A 15,446-nucleotide genomic window follows, 5' to 3' on the forward strand; every position below is an offset into this window, starting at 1 on the left:
CGGCCCGAATCGTCGAAGGACCAAACTCGTGAGCAAGCGTACGTACCAGCCGAACAACCGCCGTCGCGCCAAGAAGCACGGCTTCCGCCTGCGCATGCGCACGCGTGCGGGCCGCGCCATCCTGGCCAACCGTCGCCGCAAGGGCCGCGCGAACCTCTCCGCCTGAGCCGTGCTCGGGCGGCCCCACCGGATGCGTGAGGCCGGCGACTTCAAGGTCGCCGTCCGCCGCGGGGTGAAGGCGTCGTCGCCGACCCTCGTCGCGCATCTCTCGATCGGAACCGACGGAGACACCTCCGTCGGTTTCGTCGTGTCCAAGGCGGTGGGGTCGGCCGTCGTGCGCAACCGCGTGAAGCGTCGGCTGCGGCACCGCGTGCGCGACCACCTCGAGCACGGGGCGCTCGCCTCGGTGCCGCCGGGGTCACGCCTCGTCGTCCGTGCGCTGCCCCGTGCGGCGTCCGTCGACGGCGCGACGTTGTCGGCCGACCTCGCCGCCGTGCTGGGCACCGCGGTCGAGAAGGCGGAGCGTCGAGCCGGGGTGCGTCCGTGAGGACGGTGCTCGTGTGGCTGCTCCGGGCCTACCGGTTCGCCATCAGCCCGCTGTACGGCCAGGTCTGCCGCTACTACCCGACCTGCTCCGCGTACGCGCTCGAGGCCGTCGAGACCCACGGTGCCGCCCGCGGGTCGTGGCTCGCCGCACGACGTGTGTGCCGGTGTCATCCTTGGGCTGCCGGTGGCGTCGATCCCGTGCCGCCACGACGGGGCACGCGGTCCGCGCCCGAGGACGAGCAGCACCCCTCTGAACCTCCCGTCGCCCCGGCGACGGTCACCCCCACCCCTGGAGAACCATGTTCGACTTCCTAGGTTCGATCGGCTCGGCCATCATGACGCCGCTGTACTACGCGGTGTCCGGCGTGCTGCTCGTCTGGCACGAGATCTTCACGCGGCTCGGCCTCGACCCGTCGGGAGGATGGTCGTGGGCCCTGGCCATCGTCGGCCTGACGGTGACGATCCGTGCGCTGCTCATCCCGCTGTTCGTGAAGCAGATCAAGAGCAGCCGCAACATGCAGCTCCTGCAGCCGCACATCAAGGAGCTGCAGAAGAAGTACGGCCACGACCGGGAGCGGCTGGCCCAGGAGCAGATGAAGCTCTGGAAGGAGCACAACACCAACCCGTTCGCGTCGTGCCTGCCCCTGCTGCTGCAGATGCCGGTCTTCTTCGCGCTGTTCCGGGTGATCGACCAGGCGGCCAAGAACGGTGCCGACGGTGCTCGCGGCTTCATGACCGCGAAGCTGGCCGAGGAGCTGCAGGACGCGGTCTTCCTCGGTGGTCGGATCGCCGACACCCTCGTCAGCGCGACGCACGTCGAGACGCGCATCATCGCCGTGATCATGGTGCTGACGATGTGCGCCACGCAGTTCTTCACGCAGCGTCAGCTGATGAGCAAGAACATGCCGCCGGACGCGCTGTCGGGCCCGTACGCCCAGCAGCAGAAGCTCCTCCTCTACGTGCTGCCGGTGGTGTTCGCGGTCGGCGGCATCGCGTTCCCGGTGGGTGTGCTCATCTACTGGACCACGTCGAACTTCTGGACCATGGGCCAGCAGTTCTACGTGATCCGCAACAACCCCGCGCCGGGTACGCCGGCGTTCAAGGCGAAGCAGGAGCGCGACGCCAAGCACGGCAAGAACGTCCCGGAGGATCCGCTCAAGGAGATCGAGAAGCCGCACCCGGGTCTGCAGCGGAACCAGCCGAAGAAGCAGACGCGCAACCAGCGGACCGCCGGGTCCAAGCCGAGCCCGAACAAGAAGAAGAGGAAGTGATCCGGTCATGACCGACGCTGCGAAGCTGGAGGCCGAGGGCGACATCGCCGCGGACTTCCTCGAGGAGCTGCTGGACATCGCCGACCTCGACGGCGACATCGACATGGACGTGGAGAACGACCGCGCGTCGGTCTCGATCGTGGGCGGCGGCCTGGACCACCTGGTCGGTCGCGGTGGGGAGGTCCTCGAGGCGCTCCAGGAGCTGACCAGGCTCGCGGTGTACCGCGAGACCGGTGAGCGCAGCCGCCTCATGCTCGACGTCGGGGGCTTCCGCGTGCAGCGCCGCGTCGCGCTGGAGTCGGTGGCGGCCGGCGCGATCGAGCGCGTGCGTGCCGGTGAGCCCCGCGTGGAGCTCGATCCCATGAGCCCGTTCGAGCGCAAGGTGGTGCACGACGCCGTGGCCGCAGCGGGACTCGTGAGCGAGTCCGAGGGTGCGGATCGCAGCCGGCACGTGGTCGTCCTGCCGGCGGCGGACGCCTGAGGTCCCGATGAGTGTTTCACGTGAAACACCCCCGCCGCCCTCCTCGGCCGCGGGGGTGTTCCATGATCGGCTGCCTCTGGTCTCGCGCTACGCGAGCATCCTCGCGAACGACGGCGTCGAGCGCGGCATGATCGGTCCCCGCGAGGTCCCGCGGCTGTGGGACCGGCACCTCCTGAACAGCGGGGTGGTCGTGCCCCGTCTCCCCGCCGGCGCGACCGTCGCGGACGTCGGCTCCGGTGCTGGGTTGCCCGGACTGGTGTGGGCCATCGCCAGACCTGATGCGCAGGTGACGCTCATCGAGCCGTTGCTGCGTCGCACGACGTTCCTGCAGGAGGTCGTGGACGAGCTCGAGCTCGCGAACGTGGAGGTGCTCCGGGCCCGCGCCGAGGACGTCGATCGGCAGTTCGACGTCGTCACCGCGCGTGCCGTCGCCGCACTGGAGAAGCTGGCGAAGTGGTGCATGCCGTTGGTCGCGCCCGGAGGTGTGCTGCTGGCACTCAAGGGTCAGTCGGCGGCGGACGAGGTGAGGGACGCCAAGCGCACCCTCGGTCGGCTCGGTGCGACCGCTACGCTGATCCGGACGTACGGTGATGTCGAGATCCCGACCACCGTGGTGGAAGTGTCGAAGTGACGACCCTCGCCCGGACCACGGCGGGGCATGTTTCACGTGAAACGAGGTCCTGTGAGCGCTGACGAGAAGCCGACCGCCAACCAGTCGACGTCGCTGAGCTCGGTGGCGTCGGGCGCGGCTCCGGCATCGAGCTTCACGTCGACCGAGCCGGACCAGCCCTTCGACACCCCCCTCGCCCGTGAGGCACGCGACCACGTGGACCTCGCCCGACGTGCCCGCAGCACGACCCAGCTGCCGCGGCCCGACCAGACCCGGATCTTCGTCGTGGCGAACCAGAAGGGCGGGGTCGGCAAGACGACCACGGCCGTGAACGTCGCCGCTGCCCTGGCCCAGAAGGGCCTGCGGATCCTGGTGGTGGACCTCGACCCCCAAGGCAACGCGTCCACGGCGCTCGACATCGCGCACACCGAGGGGACGCCCGGTGTCTACGAGGCGCTGGTGGAGGACGTGCCCGTCTCCCAGCTGGTGCGCTCCGCTCCGCAGCTGCCGGGTATCACCGTCCTGCCCGCGACCATCGACCTGGCCGGCGCGGAGATCGAGCTCGTCTCGCTGGTGGCACGCGAGACGCGTCTGAAGAAGGCGCTCGCAGCCCACCTGGAGGAGCGTGAGCGTGCGGGCGACCGGATCGACTACGTGGTCATCGACTGCCCGCCCTCCCTCGGGCTGCTCACCGTGAACGCCCTGGTCGCCGCGCGCGAGGTCCTCATCCCGATCCAGTGCGAGTACTACGCCCTCGAGGGTCTGGGCCAGCTCGTGCGCAACATCGAGCTGGTCCGCGCGCACCTCAACCAGGACCTCGAGATCACCACGATCCTGCTGACCATGTTCGACGCACGGACCCGCCTCTCGGCCGGCGTGGCCGAGCAGGTGCGCAGCCACTTCGGTCCAAAGGTCCTGGCCACCGCGATCCCGCGGTCCGTGCGGATCTCCGAGGCACCGAGCTACCAGCAGTCCGTCCTCACCTACGACCCCGGTTCGTCGGGTGCGCTCTCCTACCTCGAGGCCGCCCGGGAGATCGCCCAGGCGGGGACGTCCGACCCGACCACCAGCGAGAGGGGCGCCTGATGGCACCACGTCGTGGACTCGGCCGAGGGCTCGAGTCACTCATCCCGTCGACGCCCGCCGAGGCGCAGGAGTCCGGGCTGAAGGAGGTCCAGGGTGCTCGGTTCGCCGAGCTGCCGCTCGACGCGGTCGTCCCCAACCCCCGCCAGCCGCGGCAGGTCTTCGACGAGCAGGACATGGCCGAGCTCGTGCACTCGATCCGCGAGGTCGGGCTGCTGCAGCCCGTCGTCGTCCGTGAGACGTCACCGGGTGCCTACGAGCTCATCATGGGGGAGCGCCGGTGGCGCGCCTCGCGGTCGGCCGGGCTCGAGACGATCGGCGCGATCGTCCGTGACACGACCGACGAGGACCTCCTGCGCGACGCGCTGCTGGAGAACCTGCACCGCTCCCAGCTCAACCCGCTCGAGGAGGCAGCGGCCTACCAGCAGCTGCTCGACGACTTCGGCTGCACGCAGGAGGAGCTCGCGGACCGCATCGGTCGCTCGCGGCCCCAGGTCACCAACACGCTGCGCCTCATGAAGCTGCCGCCGGCGGTCCAGCGCAGGGTCGCGGCCGGCGTGCTGTCCGCAGGGCACGCGCGGGCCCTGCTCTCCGTGTCGCACCCCGAGGTGCAGGACAGGCTGGCCGCGCGGGTGGTCGCCGAGGGCATCTCCGTGCGAGCGCTCGAGGAGATCGTGAAGTTCGGCGACACCGGCGAGCCGGCCACGTCACGCTCGCGCACGCCCGGGCGCACGGTCTCCGCCCCCCGGCTCGCCGACCTCGCCGCGCGGCTCTCCGAGCGGTACGACACCCGGGTCAAGGTCGACCTCGGCAAGGCCAAGGGCAAGATCACCGTGGAGTTCGCGACGATCGACGACCTGGAGCGGATCGTGCGACTGATGGACCCGCCGCGGAGTCAGTAATCGATATGTCGATAAAGCGTTAGATCGTTTTGTCAGCTAACCTCCGCCGCCCGCGGCCGGGGGGTACGACGAAGCCCCGGTGCACCGCACCGGGGCTTCGACGCTTGCCAGGTTTCGATCTCCCCCGCGGCTACGCCCTCAGTGCGGCGGCTCCATGCGGGGACGGCTTCGCCGGTGAGACCACTCGACCTGCCTGAACCGCTCAGACGCTAGGCGCCTTCGGGTTCACGCATATTCAGACAACTCGTTGAGGATGGCCGACTTCGGGCGGACGCCGACGATCGACTTCACGACCTCGCCCTTGTAGTAGAGGTTCATGGTGGGCAGACCGGTGACGCGGTAGTCGCTGGGCGTCTTCGGGTTGGCGTCCGCGTCCATCTTGACGATGGTGAGCGCCTCACCCTTCTCCGACGCGATCTCCTCGAGGATCGGGGCGAGCTGACGGCACGGGCCGCACCAGCTGGCCCAGAAGTCGACGAGCACGGGGCCGTCGGCCTGCAGGACCTTCTCGGCGAAGTCGGCGTCGGTGACGGCGGTGATCTCGGGCATGGGGTTCTCCTTCAGCGGATGGGGGTCGTAGGGGTGCGGGTCACTCGGCCCACTGGGCCATGGCGACGTCGGGTGCGGGCTGACCGGCCTGCTCGCGGTCGGCGAGGAAGCGCTCCGCGTCGAGCGCGGCGGCACAGCCGGTGCCGGCCGCGGTGATCGCCTGGCGGTAGGTGTGATCGACGAGGTCGCCGGCGGCGAAGACGCCGGACAGGTTGGTGGCCGTGCTGCCCTGCTGGACGAGCACGTAGCCCTCGTCGTCGAGGTCGACCTGGCCGGTGAGCAGCTCCGAGCGCGGGTCGTGACCGATCGCGATGAACAGGCCGGTCGCGTCGAGGTCGCGGGTCTCGCCCGTGACGGTGTCGCGCAGCGTCACCTTCTCCAGACGACCGTCGCCGTGCAGCTCCGCCACCTCCGAGTTCCAGGCGAACTCGATCTTCTCGTTGGCGATCGCGCGGTCCTGCATGATCTTGGAGGCGCGCAGCTCGTCGCGGCGGTGCACGAGCGTCACCTTCGAGGCGAAGCGGGTGAGGAACGTGGCCTCCTCGACGGCCGAGTCGCCACCGCCGACGACGACGATGTTCTGCTCACGGAAGAAGAAGCCGTCGCACGTGGCGCACCAGCTCACGCCGTGGCCCGACAGCTCGTCCTCGCGGGCGACGCCGAGCTTGCGGTAGCCCGAGCCCATGGCCAGCACGACCGCGTGGGCGCGGTAGGTGCTGCCGTCGGCGAGCGAGACCGACTTGATCTCGCCGGTGAGGTCGACGGACGTGACGTCGTCGGCGACCAGCTCGGCGCCGAAGCGCTCGGCCTGCGCGCGGAAGTTGTCCATCAGCGCCGGGCCCATGATGCCCTCGGGGAACCCGGGGAAGTTCTCGACCTCGGTCGTGGTCATCAGTGCACCGCCGGCGGTGACCGAGCCCTCGAAGACGAGCGGGGCGAGGTTCGCGCGGGCCGCGTAGACGGCTGCGGTGTAGCCCGACGGACCGGAGCCGATGATGATCAGGTTGCGGACGTCATTGGCGGACGACTCAGTGCTCATGGGTGCCTTCTCGTAGACGGTCTTGCTCTGCTCAACGCAGTCTAGGTGGGGATCATTCCGCCGCCCGACCAGAGCGTCGGCCGCCCCGGGCGACCGGCCCGAGGACTCAGCGCCGGCCCTTGAGGCCGATCTCCCGGATCTCGCCCTGGTACTCGCCGGCGCCCACCTGGGGCAGCGCCGTCAGCCACACCACGACGCGCCGGGTGATGGTGTTCGCGGGGAAGGTGACGGTGACGTCGGTGCCCGCGTCGTCGAGCGTCGCGATGCGCCGCAGGTCGCGCAGGCTGCCCGGGACCTCGCCGCCGGGGCTGGTCGCGTACACCGTGAGCGCGGTGCCGGAGCCGCCGAGGAGGATCCGCATCGAGTCGACCTCGCGCGGCCCACCGAGGTCGACCACGAGACCCACCCCGTCCTTCAGGCCGCCGAGGTCGGGACGTCGGTAGTAGGTGCTGGTGCGCCAGCCCGTCTCGGGGTCGCCGTCGACGGCGAGCCCCACGTCCTCGGGGTTCTCCTGTCCGTCCTGGCCCTGCGGGTCGAGGTCGCGCACGGACGCGATCCGCAGCGTGCGTGCCGGTGCCTCCTCGCTGACGGCCGTCGCGGTCGGCGGTCGGCGGTCCTCGCCGGTGAACCGACCGACCGCGAACGCCAGGAGCCCGACGACGGCGAGCGTGAGCGCGACACCGGCCAGGACGAGCTTGCGGTCGCCGCCGGCCGTGGCGCGCCTCGCGCGGTGCACGCTCCGCTCGAAGGTGGTGGGCGGGGCGGGCTCGAACGCCTTGGGACGACGTCGAGGCGGCTCGAGGCCCGGCGGCGGCCCCTCGGGCACGATCACGGGGTCGAGGCGCAGCAGGTCGGGCGAGGAGATGTGCAGCGGGCTCGGGTCGTCGACGTCGGCCTCGTCCTCGCCGGTGAGCCGCAGGGCACGACCGATGTCGGCGGCCGTGCGCAGCGGCGTGCGGTGGTTCAGCGGCGGCCGGCCCAGGATCCGGTCGACCACGGCGTCGACGTCGCGCGAGACGCCGGCGCGCACCTGGCGGGGTCGCAGCAGCTTGCCGCCCTCGGCCGGTGCGGCGCGCAGCCCGTCGACGCCGACGCCGGGCCACCGGGCCACGAGGCAGGCGTAGAGCAGCTTGCCGAGCGCCTCGACGTCCATCTGCTCGTACGCGCGCAGGTCCTCGAAGGTGTCCTGGTGGCCGGCCGGCGCCAGGGCCGTCGCGACGCCGAGGCCGACGATGCGCACCGCGCCGGTCTGCTTGAGGAGCACGTGGTGCGGGGTCAGGCGGCGGTGGAACAGGTTCTTCTCGTGGGCGTGCGCGAGCGCCTCGGCGACCTCGGCGACGACGGTCGCGGCCCGCCGGTTGGGCAGCGGCGACTGGCGCAGCAGCTGGTCGAGCGGGAACGCCCGCGCCCACTCGCGGACGATGACGTGGTGGTCGTGGTCGGACTCGACGAGGTCGAGCACGCGCAGGAACCGCGGGTCGGTGACCGACGTGGACTGCCGTGCCGCCTCGAGGAAGTTGTCGGCGCGCGGGTCGTCGCTCGGGACCATCTCGATGCCGACGTTGCGCGCGAGCACGCGGTCGTGCGCGCGCCACGTGGACGACCCGAGCTTCTCCGTGACGAGGTCCTGCAGCACGTACCGGCCGTCGAGCACGTCACCGGCGCCCAGGGCCCGCCGCTCGGTCATCGTCACCTCTTCCGTGTGCGGTCCATCGTAGGCCGACGGACCCCACGGCGCCCGCACCGCGAGCGGGTCAGCCGACGAGGAACCCCGGCGGCGGAGCGGCCGGGGTGATGAGCAGCGTCATGCCGGCCTCGGCGGGCGTGCGGTCGGCCTTGCGGTGGTTGCACCGCAGACACGCCGCGACGGCGTTCTCCCAGGTGAGCGCGCCGCCGCGGCTGCGGGGCAGCACGTGGTCGACGGTCTCGGCGCGGCCGCCGCAGTAGGCGCACATCTGGTCGCGGGCCTTGACGGCCGACTTGGTGCACAGGTGGCCGCGGCGGTGCCGCCACCGGGTGACCACGTAGCGCACGAGCCGCAGGACCTTGGGCTTGGGGAACGGACCGAAGGTGCCCTCGGCCTCCTCCTCGATGACCGCCACCTCGCGCACCAGCATCTTGATGGCGTGCCGCAGGGACACGCGTTGCAGCGGCTCGTAGCTGGCGTTCAGGACCAGGACGTGCTCGGCCATGGGCGGACCCTTTCCACGGCCAGAGTATCCGCCACGCCCGACATCGGGGGGTGAAGCGCGTGTGTCGCGTCGGTGAAGGTCAGAGCACCCAGACGAGACCGGCCGCGGACGGCACGAGCGAGAGCAGGACCCACGGCCACGAGAACACCGGCTGGGCCGCCAGGATCGCCCGCACGGCGACGCTGATGCCGATGGCCAGGAACGTCGACATGACGACGAGGACGACGGCCCCGCTCTGCCGACCCTGGCGGGCGATGACGTCGGCCACCACGACGAGTCCGACGACACCGTGGATGGCGACGACGAAGAAGCAGATGGCGGTGGTGCGCCGCCGCACCACCTGGAGCGCGCGGGTCTCCTCGGCCGACAGGGTGCGGGCCGTGGGGCGGGGGTGCGACCCGTGGCTGCTCATGGGGGCAGCCTAGGAGCCCTCAGTCGTCGCGGGTGGAGCGGCCCAGCACCGCACCGAGCAGCGTCCCGAGTCCGAGACCCACGACGAGCGGGCGTACGTACCCGACGTCGACCGGCTCCTCCTCGAGGTCGTCGTCACCGCGCGCGTCCTGCGCGTCCTCCTCGGCGTCCTCCAGCGCGGCGAGCTCGGCCAACGTGGACTCGTCGGTGCACGCCCAGGAGATGCCGTACATCACGAGCCGGGAGAAGAAGTAGATCCAGACCACCAGGGTCAGCGCGATCGCGAGCGACGCGACCGGCACGGAGCTGGCGCCGCGCAGCACGAGGCTCGCGAACTGCTTGATGAGCTCGAACCCGATCGCTGCGAAGAGGGCGCCTCGCCACAACGCGTTCTCGGGCAGGTCGGGCTTCGGCAGCAGACGGAAGATCGCCCAGAACAGCACGGTGCTGACGGCCACGCCGACGACCACCGAGAGCAGCGTGAGCAGGACGGTGCCGACCGGTCCCGACAGGCCGACGAGGTCGAGCAGGAAGGAGCCCAGGGCGACGGGCAGTCCGCCGACGGACACCGAGAGGAGCAGGATGAAGCCCAGCACCACGAGCGTGACCAGGTCGGTGCCCTTGGCCTTCACGAGGTTGCCGGTCTCGGAGGTGGGCAGGTCGAGCATCTGGTTGAGCCCGTCGCGCAGCCCGCTGACCCAGTTGAGGCCCGAGTAGAGCGCAGTGAGCAGGCCGACGGTGTAGATCGCCGGAGCGTTGGAGGCGATCTCCGTCAGCGCGATGCGACCCGGCTGCGGGTCGACGGACACGATGCCCGGAAGCACCCCGCTGAGCGCTTTCACGAAGTCCTGCTGGGCGTCGGGGTAGATCTCGGACAGCTGGCTCACGACCGCGAACGAGACGGCGAGCAGCGGGAAGAAGCTGAGGAAGCCGAAGTAGGTGGCGCCGCCGGCGGCGAGGTTGCCCCGGTGCGCGCCGTAGTGGTCGAGGGTGCGGATGACGTGGGCGAGCACGGGGTGCCAGCCCGCGATCCGGTCCTTGATCCCGGGCTTGGACGCCTCGTCCTGGTCGGCCCGCTCCCCGTCGTCGCTCATGGCTCGACCCTAGGAGGAAGCGCGCGCCGTGGCCAACCGGCGGGGTGGCTCTGGGGTGCAGGCCGAGCGGGTCTCCGCTAGACAGGTGACGAAACATGATCGACACCTCTCCTCCCTAGGGTGGCCCCCGTGAGCGACGCGCACCTCTTCGACGGCTACGGACCTGTGGCCGGGTTCGACGAGATGTTCGACGGCTCCACCCTGAGGACCGAGTACGCGCAGGTGCACGCGGCGTTCACCCGGATGGGCAACGACGAGATCCGGGCTCGGGCCGAGTCGCTCGCGTCGGCCTATCTCGACCAGGGCGTCACGTTCGGCGTCGGGGGCGAGGAGCGCCCCTTCCCGCTCGACATCGTGCCCCGCATCATCGAGGCGCGGGACTGGACCGACGTCGACACCGGGGTGCGCCAGCGTGTCAAGGCCCTCGAGGCGTTCCTGGCCGACGTGTACGGACCGGGCGAGGTGTTCACCGACGGGGTCGTGCCGCGCGAGACGGTGCTGACGTCGCCGCACTACCACCGCGTCGTCGCCGGCATCGAGCCGCCGAACGGGGTGCGCGTGCACATCTCCGGCATCGACCTGATCCGTGACGGGCAGGGCGACTTCCGGGTGCTGGAGGACAACTGCCGCGTGCCGTCCGGCGTCTCCTACGTCATGACGAACCGGCCGGCGATGTCCGCGGCGCTGCCGGAGGTGTTCGCCGACCACCGCATCCGTCCGGTGCAGCAGTACTCGCGCAACCTCCTCGCGGCGCTGCGGGCCGCGGCGCCGTCGGGCGTGAGCGACCCGAACGTCGTCGTGCTGACGCCGGGCGTCTACAACTCCGCCTACTTCGAGCACACGCTGCTGGCCCGGACGATGGGCGTCGAGCTGGTCGAGGGTCGGGATCTGGTGTGCCAGCAGGGTCGGGTCTCGATGCGCACGACGCGTGGGCTGGAGCCGGTGCACGTGATCTACCGGCGTATCGACGACGAGTTCCTCGACCCGATGCAGTTCTTCCCGGAGTCGGTGCTGGGCGTGCCGGGCCTGGTCAACGCGGCGCGGGCCGGCAACGTGACCATCGCGAACGCCGTCGGCAACGGCGTGGCCGACGACAAGCTCATCTACACCTACGTGCCGGACCTGATCCGCTACTACCTCGGCGAGGAGCCGGTGCTGCGCAACGTCGACACGTGGCGCCTGGGCGACGCCGACCAGCGCGAGGAGGTGCTCGACCGCCTGGACGAGCTCGTCCTCAAACCCGTGGACGGCTCAGGCGGCAAGGGCATCGTCATCGGGCCGGCGGCGTCGCGCGAGGAGCTCGACGAGCTGCGGGTGAAGATCGACGCCGACCCGCGGGCCTGGATCGCGCAGCCGGTCGTCTCCCTCTCCACCGTGCCGACCCTCGTGGAGCAGGGCATCCGGCCCCGGCACGTCGACTTGCGGCCGTTCGCGGTGAACGACGGCGACGACGTGTACGTGCTGCCGGGTGGCCTGACCCGGGTGGCGCTGCCCGAGGGCGAGCTGATCGTGAACTCCTCCCGGGGCGGCGGGTCGAAGGACACGTGGGTGCTGGCCGACCCGTCCACCCCGGCCGACCCGAAGGACGCGGTCGACGAGGACGCCGACGGCCCGGAGAAGGCCAAGACCCTGCGGACGGCCGCGCCGTCGGTGCTGACCGAGGACGGGGGCGACCTCTGATGCTGAGCCGGATCGCGGAGTCGTTGTTCTGGATCGGCCGCTACCTCGAGCGCGCCGATGACCCCCAGCGAGAGGTGGCGGCCGGATGCTGAGCCGGATCGCGGAGTCGTTGTTCTGGATCGGCCGCTACCTCGAGCGCGCCGATGACACCGCGCGGATCCTCGACGTCCAGCTGCAGGTGCTGGTGGAGGACCCGGCGATCGACGAGGCGGCGTCGTGCCAGCAGCTCCTGTCGGTGATGGGCGTGGAGGACCACGCGGGTGCGGTCAACCGGTGGACCATCCTCGACCTGCTGGCGCACAACGTCGACTCGCCGGGGTCGATCGCGTCGGCGATCACCGCGGCGCGCGAGGGTGCGCGCGGCGCGCGGGAGACGTTGTCGACGGACATCTGGGCGTCGATCAACACGATGTGGCGGGGCCTGCCGTCGGCGCGGACGAAGCGTCCGCCGGACATGTTCGCGTGGGTGCGGAACCGGACGGCGATGGTCAACGGCATCGCCGACGGGACGATGCCGCGCGACGAGGGCTGGAACTTCTTCGTGCTGGGCCGCAGCATCGAGCGGGTCGACATGACGGCGCGGCTGCTGTCGACGGCCGCGTTGGCCTCGGACACCCAGGTGGCCTGGCCGACGACGCTGCGGGCGTGCGGGGCGTACGAGGCGTTCATCCGCGCGTACCGGGGTCTGGAGGGCGACCGTCAGGCGGCGGAGTTCCTGCTGCTGGACCGGTGGTTCCCGCGGTCGGTGGTCTCGGCGTTGATGGAGGCCGAGCGGGCGCTGAGCCGTCTGGAGGCGCGCGGTCAGCGCTCGGGATTCGGTGACGAGGCGCAGCGGCTGCTGGGTCGGGCGCGCACGGAGCTGGAGTATCGGCCGCTCGCGGAGATCGTCGAGGCGATGCCGATCGAGATGGAGCGGCTGCAGCGCACGTGCGCGGCAGCGAGCGAGGCGGTCGGCGCGCGGTACTTCTCGCACTCGGACACGCACGCGTGGACGGGAGGGGTCTCGCTGTGAGCATGCAGGGACAGGTGCAGGGCCAGGGGTCGGCGTCGCAGTGGCAGAGCGGGTCGGCGCGACCCATGCAGCTGCGCGTGCGGCACACGACCGGCTTCACGTACGCCGAGGGCGCGGTGGCGTCGTACAACGAGGCGCGGATGACCCCGCTGACGACGTCGGACCAGGTGGTCCTGCGGTCGCGGGTGGAGGTGTCGCCGACGGCGTGGTCGCAGGAGTACCGCGACTACTGGGGCACGGTCGTCACGGCGTTCGAGGTGCACGAGCCGCACGACGCGCTGACGGTGGTCGCCACGTCGACGGTGGAGAGCACGCCGCACCCGGTCGACGTCGCCCCGGTGGGCTGGGCCGACCTCGCGGCGGTGGCCGACGAGTGGTGCGAGTTCCTGGTGCTGGACTCGTGGGTGCGTCCCCACGACGACCTGGCGTCGCGGCTCGACGGGCTGCAGGCCTCCTCCGAGACGCCGGGCGAGTACGCCGTGGGCGTGTTCGGCCTGGTCCACGACCACCTGCGCTACCTGCCGGGCGTCACGCAGGTGTCGACGACGGCGGCGGAGGCGTGGGAGGCCGGCGCGGGGGTGTGCCAGGACGTCGCGCACGCGACGCTCGGCGCGTTGCGCCGGGTGGGGATCCCCGCCCGGTACGTGTCGGGCTACCTGCACCCGTCGGCCGAGCCGGTCGTCGGCGAGACGGTCGAGGGCGAGTCGCACGCCTGGGTGGAGTACTGGGACGGCGACTGGCGCGGGTTCGACCCGACGAACGCGGTCGTGCCCGGCGAGCGGCACGTGCTCGTCGCCCGAGGTCGCGGCTACGCGGACTGTCCGCCGCTGCGCGGCATCTACTCGACGCCGGGTGCGTCGGAGCTGTTCGTGAGCGTCGAGGTCACGCGTCTGCGCTGACGGGTGCCTCGTCGAGCTCGGGCGGCTGACGTCGTGCGCTGGCCGAGCCGGCGACGACGAGCAGCGCGGCGAGGGCCAGGGCGGCGGTGGACGAGCCGAGGTCGATCATCGAGTCGAGCGCGTCGGGCCACCCCCGCAGACCGTTCTCGTCGCTGAACCCGCGCAGGTAGGCGGCCCACGCGACGACGGCTCCGACGGAGCCGACCACGGTCAGCACCTTCGCCATCCGGCGCGCCGACGGTGCCGCGCTCGGCTGGGCGACGACGGCCAGCATCGCCACGCCGATCAGCCCGACGACCCAGGGCGTCGGCGTGACGAGGAACGGCGCCGTGCCGAGCGCCGCAGCCGTGACGATGCCGAGGGCACACGCCCCGAGCACCACGCCGACGACCGTTCGCATGCCCCTAGGGTGACGGGTCGCGGGCGTTTCGTCACGTCGGGATGGAGCGTGTTCCACCACGGGCCCCGCGCAGCGCGGTCCCGGCGGTCCAGTGGGGAGCGTCGAGGGGCGAGGTCCACGGGTGGTCGCTAGCGTCGGGACCATGACCGAGGAGCGCTACTGGGCCGACGCCGTGCCCGAGACCCACCGTCCGTACGTCGCGGCCGAGGACCGCTACCAGCACCTGGAGTACCGGCGGGTGGGCGACAGCGGGCTGCTGCTGCCGCCGATCTCGCTGGGCCTGTGGTGGAACTTCGGCGACGACCGGCCTTTCGCGACGCAGCGCGAGATCCTGCGGCACGCGTTCGACCGCGGTGTCACGCACTTCGACCTCGCGAACAACTACGGCCCGCCGTACGGCTCCGCGGAGGAGAACTTCGGGCGGATGATGCGCACCGACTTCAAGCCCTACCGCGACGAGCTGGTGCTCTCGAGCAAGGCCGGCTGGGACATGTGGCCGGGCCCGTACGGGAAGCTCGGCTCGCGCAAGTACCTGCTGAGCAGCCTCGAGGCGTCGCTGGAGCGGATGAGCGTCGACTACGTCGACATCTTCTACTCCCACCGCACCGACCCCGGCACGCCGGTGGCGGAGACGATCGGCGCGCTCGACACCGCGGTGCGCCAGGGCAAGGCGCTGTACGTCGGCATCTCGTCGTACTCGCCGGAGCGGACGGCCGAGGCGGTGGCGGTGGCGAAGGAGCTCGGCACGCCGTTGGTCATCCACCAGCCGTCGTACTCGATCGTGAACCGCTGGATCGAGGAGGGCGCCAACGCCCGTCCGGCCGGCTTCGGCGGGACCACCGGCTCGGGTGGAGGCACCAGCCTGCTCTCGGTGCTTGACGAGCACGGTCTGGGATCCATCGGGTTCACACCGCTCGCCCAGGGTCTGCTGACGTCGAAGTACCTCGGCGACGAGCCGGCGGAGCGTTCCGGCGAGCGCGGGTCGTTCACCGACGACGTCGTCACCCCCGACCTCGTCGAGCGGCTGCGCGGTCTGAACGAGGTCGCCGAGGAGCGGGGCCAGTCCCTCGCCCAGCTGGCCATCTCGTGGGTGCTGCGGCCGGGCGGCGTCACGTCGGCGCTCATCGGCGCCTCCTCGACCGAGCAGCTCGACGAGAACCTCGCCGCCGCCGCGAAGACCGACTTCACCGACGAGGAGCTCGCCCGCATCGACGAGCTCGCCGGCACGGTCGAGGGCGTCAACATCTGGGACGTCTCCAGCGACCTCTGACCCGCAG

Annotated in this window: 20 protein-coding genes; 13 read left to right on the forward strand and 7 right to left on the reverse strand. The window is 71.3% G+C overall.

The window, feature by feature from the left end; translation table 11 throughout:
* Positions 1-28: 28 nt before the first annotated feature.
* From rpmH to AC3WRM_RS08240, 8 genes are all read left to right on the forward strand, one after another.
* Complete coding sequence (gene rpmH, locus AC3WRM_RS08205; protein WP_067862010.1) at positions 29-166, forward strand: 50S ribosomal protein L34; 138 nt, start codon at positions 29-31, stop codon at positions 164-166.
* Positions 167-169: 3 nt separating this feature from the next.
* Positions 170-547, forward strand: a complete 378-nt coding sequence (gene rnpA, locus AC3WRM_RS08210; RefSeq protein ID WP_492247973.1) for a ribonuclease P protein component — start codon at positions 170-172, stop codon at positions 545-547.
* An 11-nt stretch (positions 548-558) separates the two neighbouring features.
* Positions 559-861 (forward strand): membrane protein insertion efficiency factor YidD, encoded by a 303-nt coding sequence (gene yidD, locus AC3WRM_RS08215; protein ID WP_492270921.1) that lies wholly within the window; start codon positions 559-561, stop codon positions 859-861.
* Entirely contained in the window at positions 846-1,817 is a 972-nt protein-coding gene (gene yidC / locus AC3WRM_RS08220; protein WP_492247971.1) for a membrane protein insertase YidC, read from the forward strand. The genes yidD and yidC overlap by 16 nt, the downstream gene beginning before the upstream one ends.
* Positions 1,818-1,824: 7 nt before the next feature.
* Positions 1,825-2,298: a Jag family protein gene (locus tag AC3WRM_RS08225; protein WP_492247970.1), complete on the forward strand. Its 474-nt coding sequence runs from the start codon at positions 1,825-1,827 to the stop codon at positions 2,296-2,298.
* Between the two features lie 55 nt (positions 2,299-2,353).
* Positions 2,354-2,929 carry a 16S rRNA (guanine(527)-N(7))-methyltransferase RsmG gene (rsmG, locus tag AC3WRM_RS08230; protein WP_492247969.1) on the forward strand — a complete coding sequence of 192 codons (576 nt, stop codon included), beginning with the start codon at positions 2,354-2,356 and terminating at the stop codon, positions 2,927-2,929.
* 102 nt (positions 2,930-3,031) lie between these two features.
* Positions 3,032-3,994 (forward strand): ParA family protein, encoded by a 963-nt coding sequence (locus AC3WRM_RS08235; protein ID WP_492247995.1) that lies wholly within the window; start codon positions 3,032-3,034, stop codon positions 3,992-3,994.
* On the forward strand, positions 3,994-4,893 hold the full coding sequence (locus AC3WRM_RS08240; RefSeq protein ID WP_492247968.1) for a ParB/RepB/Spo0J family partition protein: 900 nt from the start codon (positions 3,994-3,996) through the stop codon (positions 4,891-4,893). The genes AC3WRM_RS08235 and AC3WRM_RS08240 overlap by 1 nt, the downstream gene beginning before the upstream one ends.
* A gap of 225 nt (positions 4,894-5,118) precedes the next feature.
* Here AC3WRM_RS08240 and trxA read toward each other — a convergent pair whose 3' ends face one another.
* From trxA to AC3WRM_RS08270, 6 genes are all read right to left on the reverse strand, one after another.
* Positions 5,119-5,442, reverse strand: a complete 324-nt coding sequence (gene trxA / locus AC3WRM_RS08245) for a thioredoxin (RefSeq protein ID WP_492247967.1) — start codon at positions 5,440-5,442, stop codon at positions 5,119-5,121.
* Positions 5,443-5,482: 40 nt separating this feature from the next.
* Positions 5,483-6,481, reverse strand: a complete 999-nt coding sequence (gene trxB, locus AC3WRM_RS08250; protein WP_492247966.1) for a thioredoxin-disulfide reductase — start codon at positions 6,479-6,481, stop codon at positions 5,483-5,485.
* Between the two features lie 106 nt (positions 6,482-6,587).
* Positions 6,588-8,168, reverse strand: coding sequence for a protein kinase family protein (locus AC3WRM_RS08255; RefSeq protein WP_492247965.1), 1,581 nt, complete (start codon positions 8,166-8,168; stop codon positions 6,588-6,590).
* A 67-nt stretch (positions 8,169-8,235) separates the two neighbouring features.
* On the reverse strand, positions 8,236-8,673 hold the full coding sequence (locus AC3WRM_RS08260) for an HNH endonuclease (RefSeq protein WP_253022411.1): 438 nt from the start codon (positions 8,671-8,673) through the stop codon (positions 8,236-8,238).
* 79 nt (positions 8,674-8,752) lie between these two features.
* Positions 8,753-9,085, reverse strand: coding sequence for a hypothetical protein (locus AC3WRM_RS08265; RefSeq protein ID WP_492247964.1), 333 nt, complete (start codon positions 9,083-9,085; stop codon positions 8,753-8,755).
* Between the two features lie 19 nt (positions 9,086-9,104).
* Entirely contained in the window at positions 9,105-10,178 is a 1,074-nt protein-coding gene (locus AC3WRM_RS08270; protein ID WP_492247963.1) for a YihY/virulence factor BrkB family protein, read from the reverse strand.
* Between the two features lie 129 nt (positions 10,179-10,307).
* Here AC3WRM_RS08270 and AC3WRM_RS08275 point away from each other — a divergent pair, with 129 nt between their 5' ends.
* From AC3WRM_RS08275 to AC3WRM_RS08290, 4 genes are read left to right on the forward strand one after another with little or no spacing between them, the layout of a single operon-like run.
* Complete coding sequence (locus AC3WRM_RS08275; RefSeq protein ID WP_492247962.1) at positions 10,308-11,858, forward strand: circularly permuted type 2 ATP-grasp protein; 1,551 nt, start codon at positions 10,308-10,310, stop codon at positions 11,856-11,858.
* Positions 11,858-11,950, forward strand: coding sequence for an alpha-E domain-containing protein (locus AC3WRM_RS08280; RefSeq protein WP_492247961.1), 93 nt, complete (start codon positions 11,858-11,860; stop codon positions 11,948-11,950). The genes AC3WRM_RS08275 and AC3WRM_RS08280 overlap by 1 nt, the downstream gene beginning before the upstream one ends.
* Positions 11,944-12,870 (forward strand): alpha-E domain-containing protein, encoded by a 927-nt coding sequence (locus tag AC3WRM_RS08285; protein WP_492247960.1) that lies wholly within the window; start codon positions 11,944-11,946, stop codon positions 12,868-12,870. Before AC3WRM_RS08280 ends, AC3WRM_RS08285 begins: the two co-directional genes overlap by 7 nt.
* Before the next feature lie 2 nt (positions 12,871-12,872).
* Positions 12,873-13,769: a transglutaminase family protein gene (locus AC3WRM_RS08290; RefSeq protein WP_492247994.1), complete on the forward strand. Its 897-nt coding sequence runs from the start codon at positions 12,873-12,875 to the stop codon at positions 13,767-13,769.
* Here the strand turns inward: AC3WRM_RS08290 and AC3WRM_RS08295 are convergent.
* Positions 13,753-14,169, reverse strand: coding sequence for a hypothetical protein (locus AC3WRM_RS08295; RefSeq protein ID WP_492247959.1), 417 nt, complete (start codon positions 14,167-14,169; stop codon positions 13,753-13,755). The genes AC3WRM_RS08290 and AC3WRM_RS08295 overlap by 17 nt on opposite strands.
* A gap of 142 nt (positions 14,170-14,311) precedes the next feature.
* On the opposite strand from AC3WRM_RS08295, the gene AC3WRM_RS08300 reads away from it, so the two are divergent.
* On the forward strand, positions 14,312-15,439 hold the full coding sequence (locus AC3WRM_RS08300; protein ID WP_492247958.1) for an aldo/keto reductase: 1,128 nt from the start codon (positions 14,312-14,314) through the stop codon (positions 15,437-15,439).
* Positions 15,440-15,446 lie beyond the last annotated feature (7 nt).

This window comes from Aeromicrobium sp. EU05-FHT14F07, assembly GCF_058790455.1.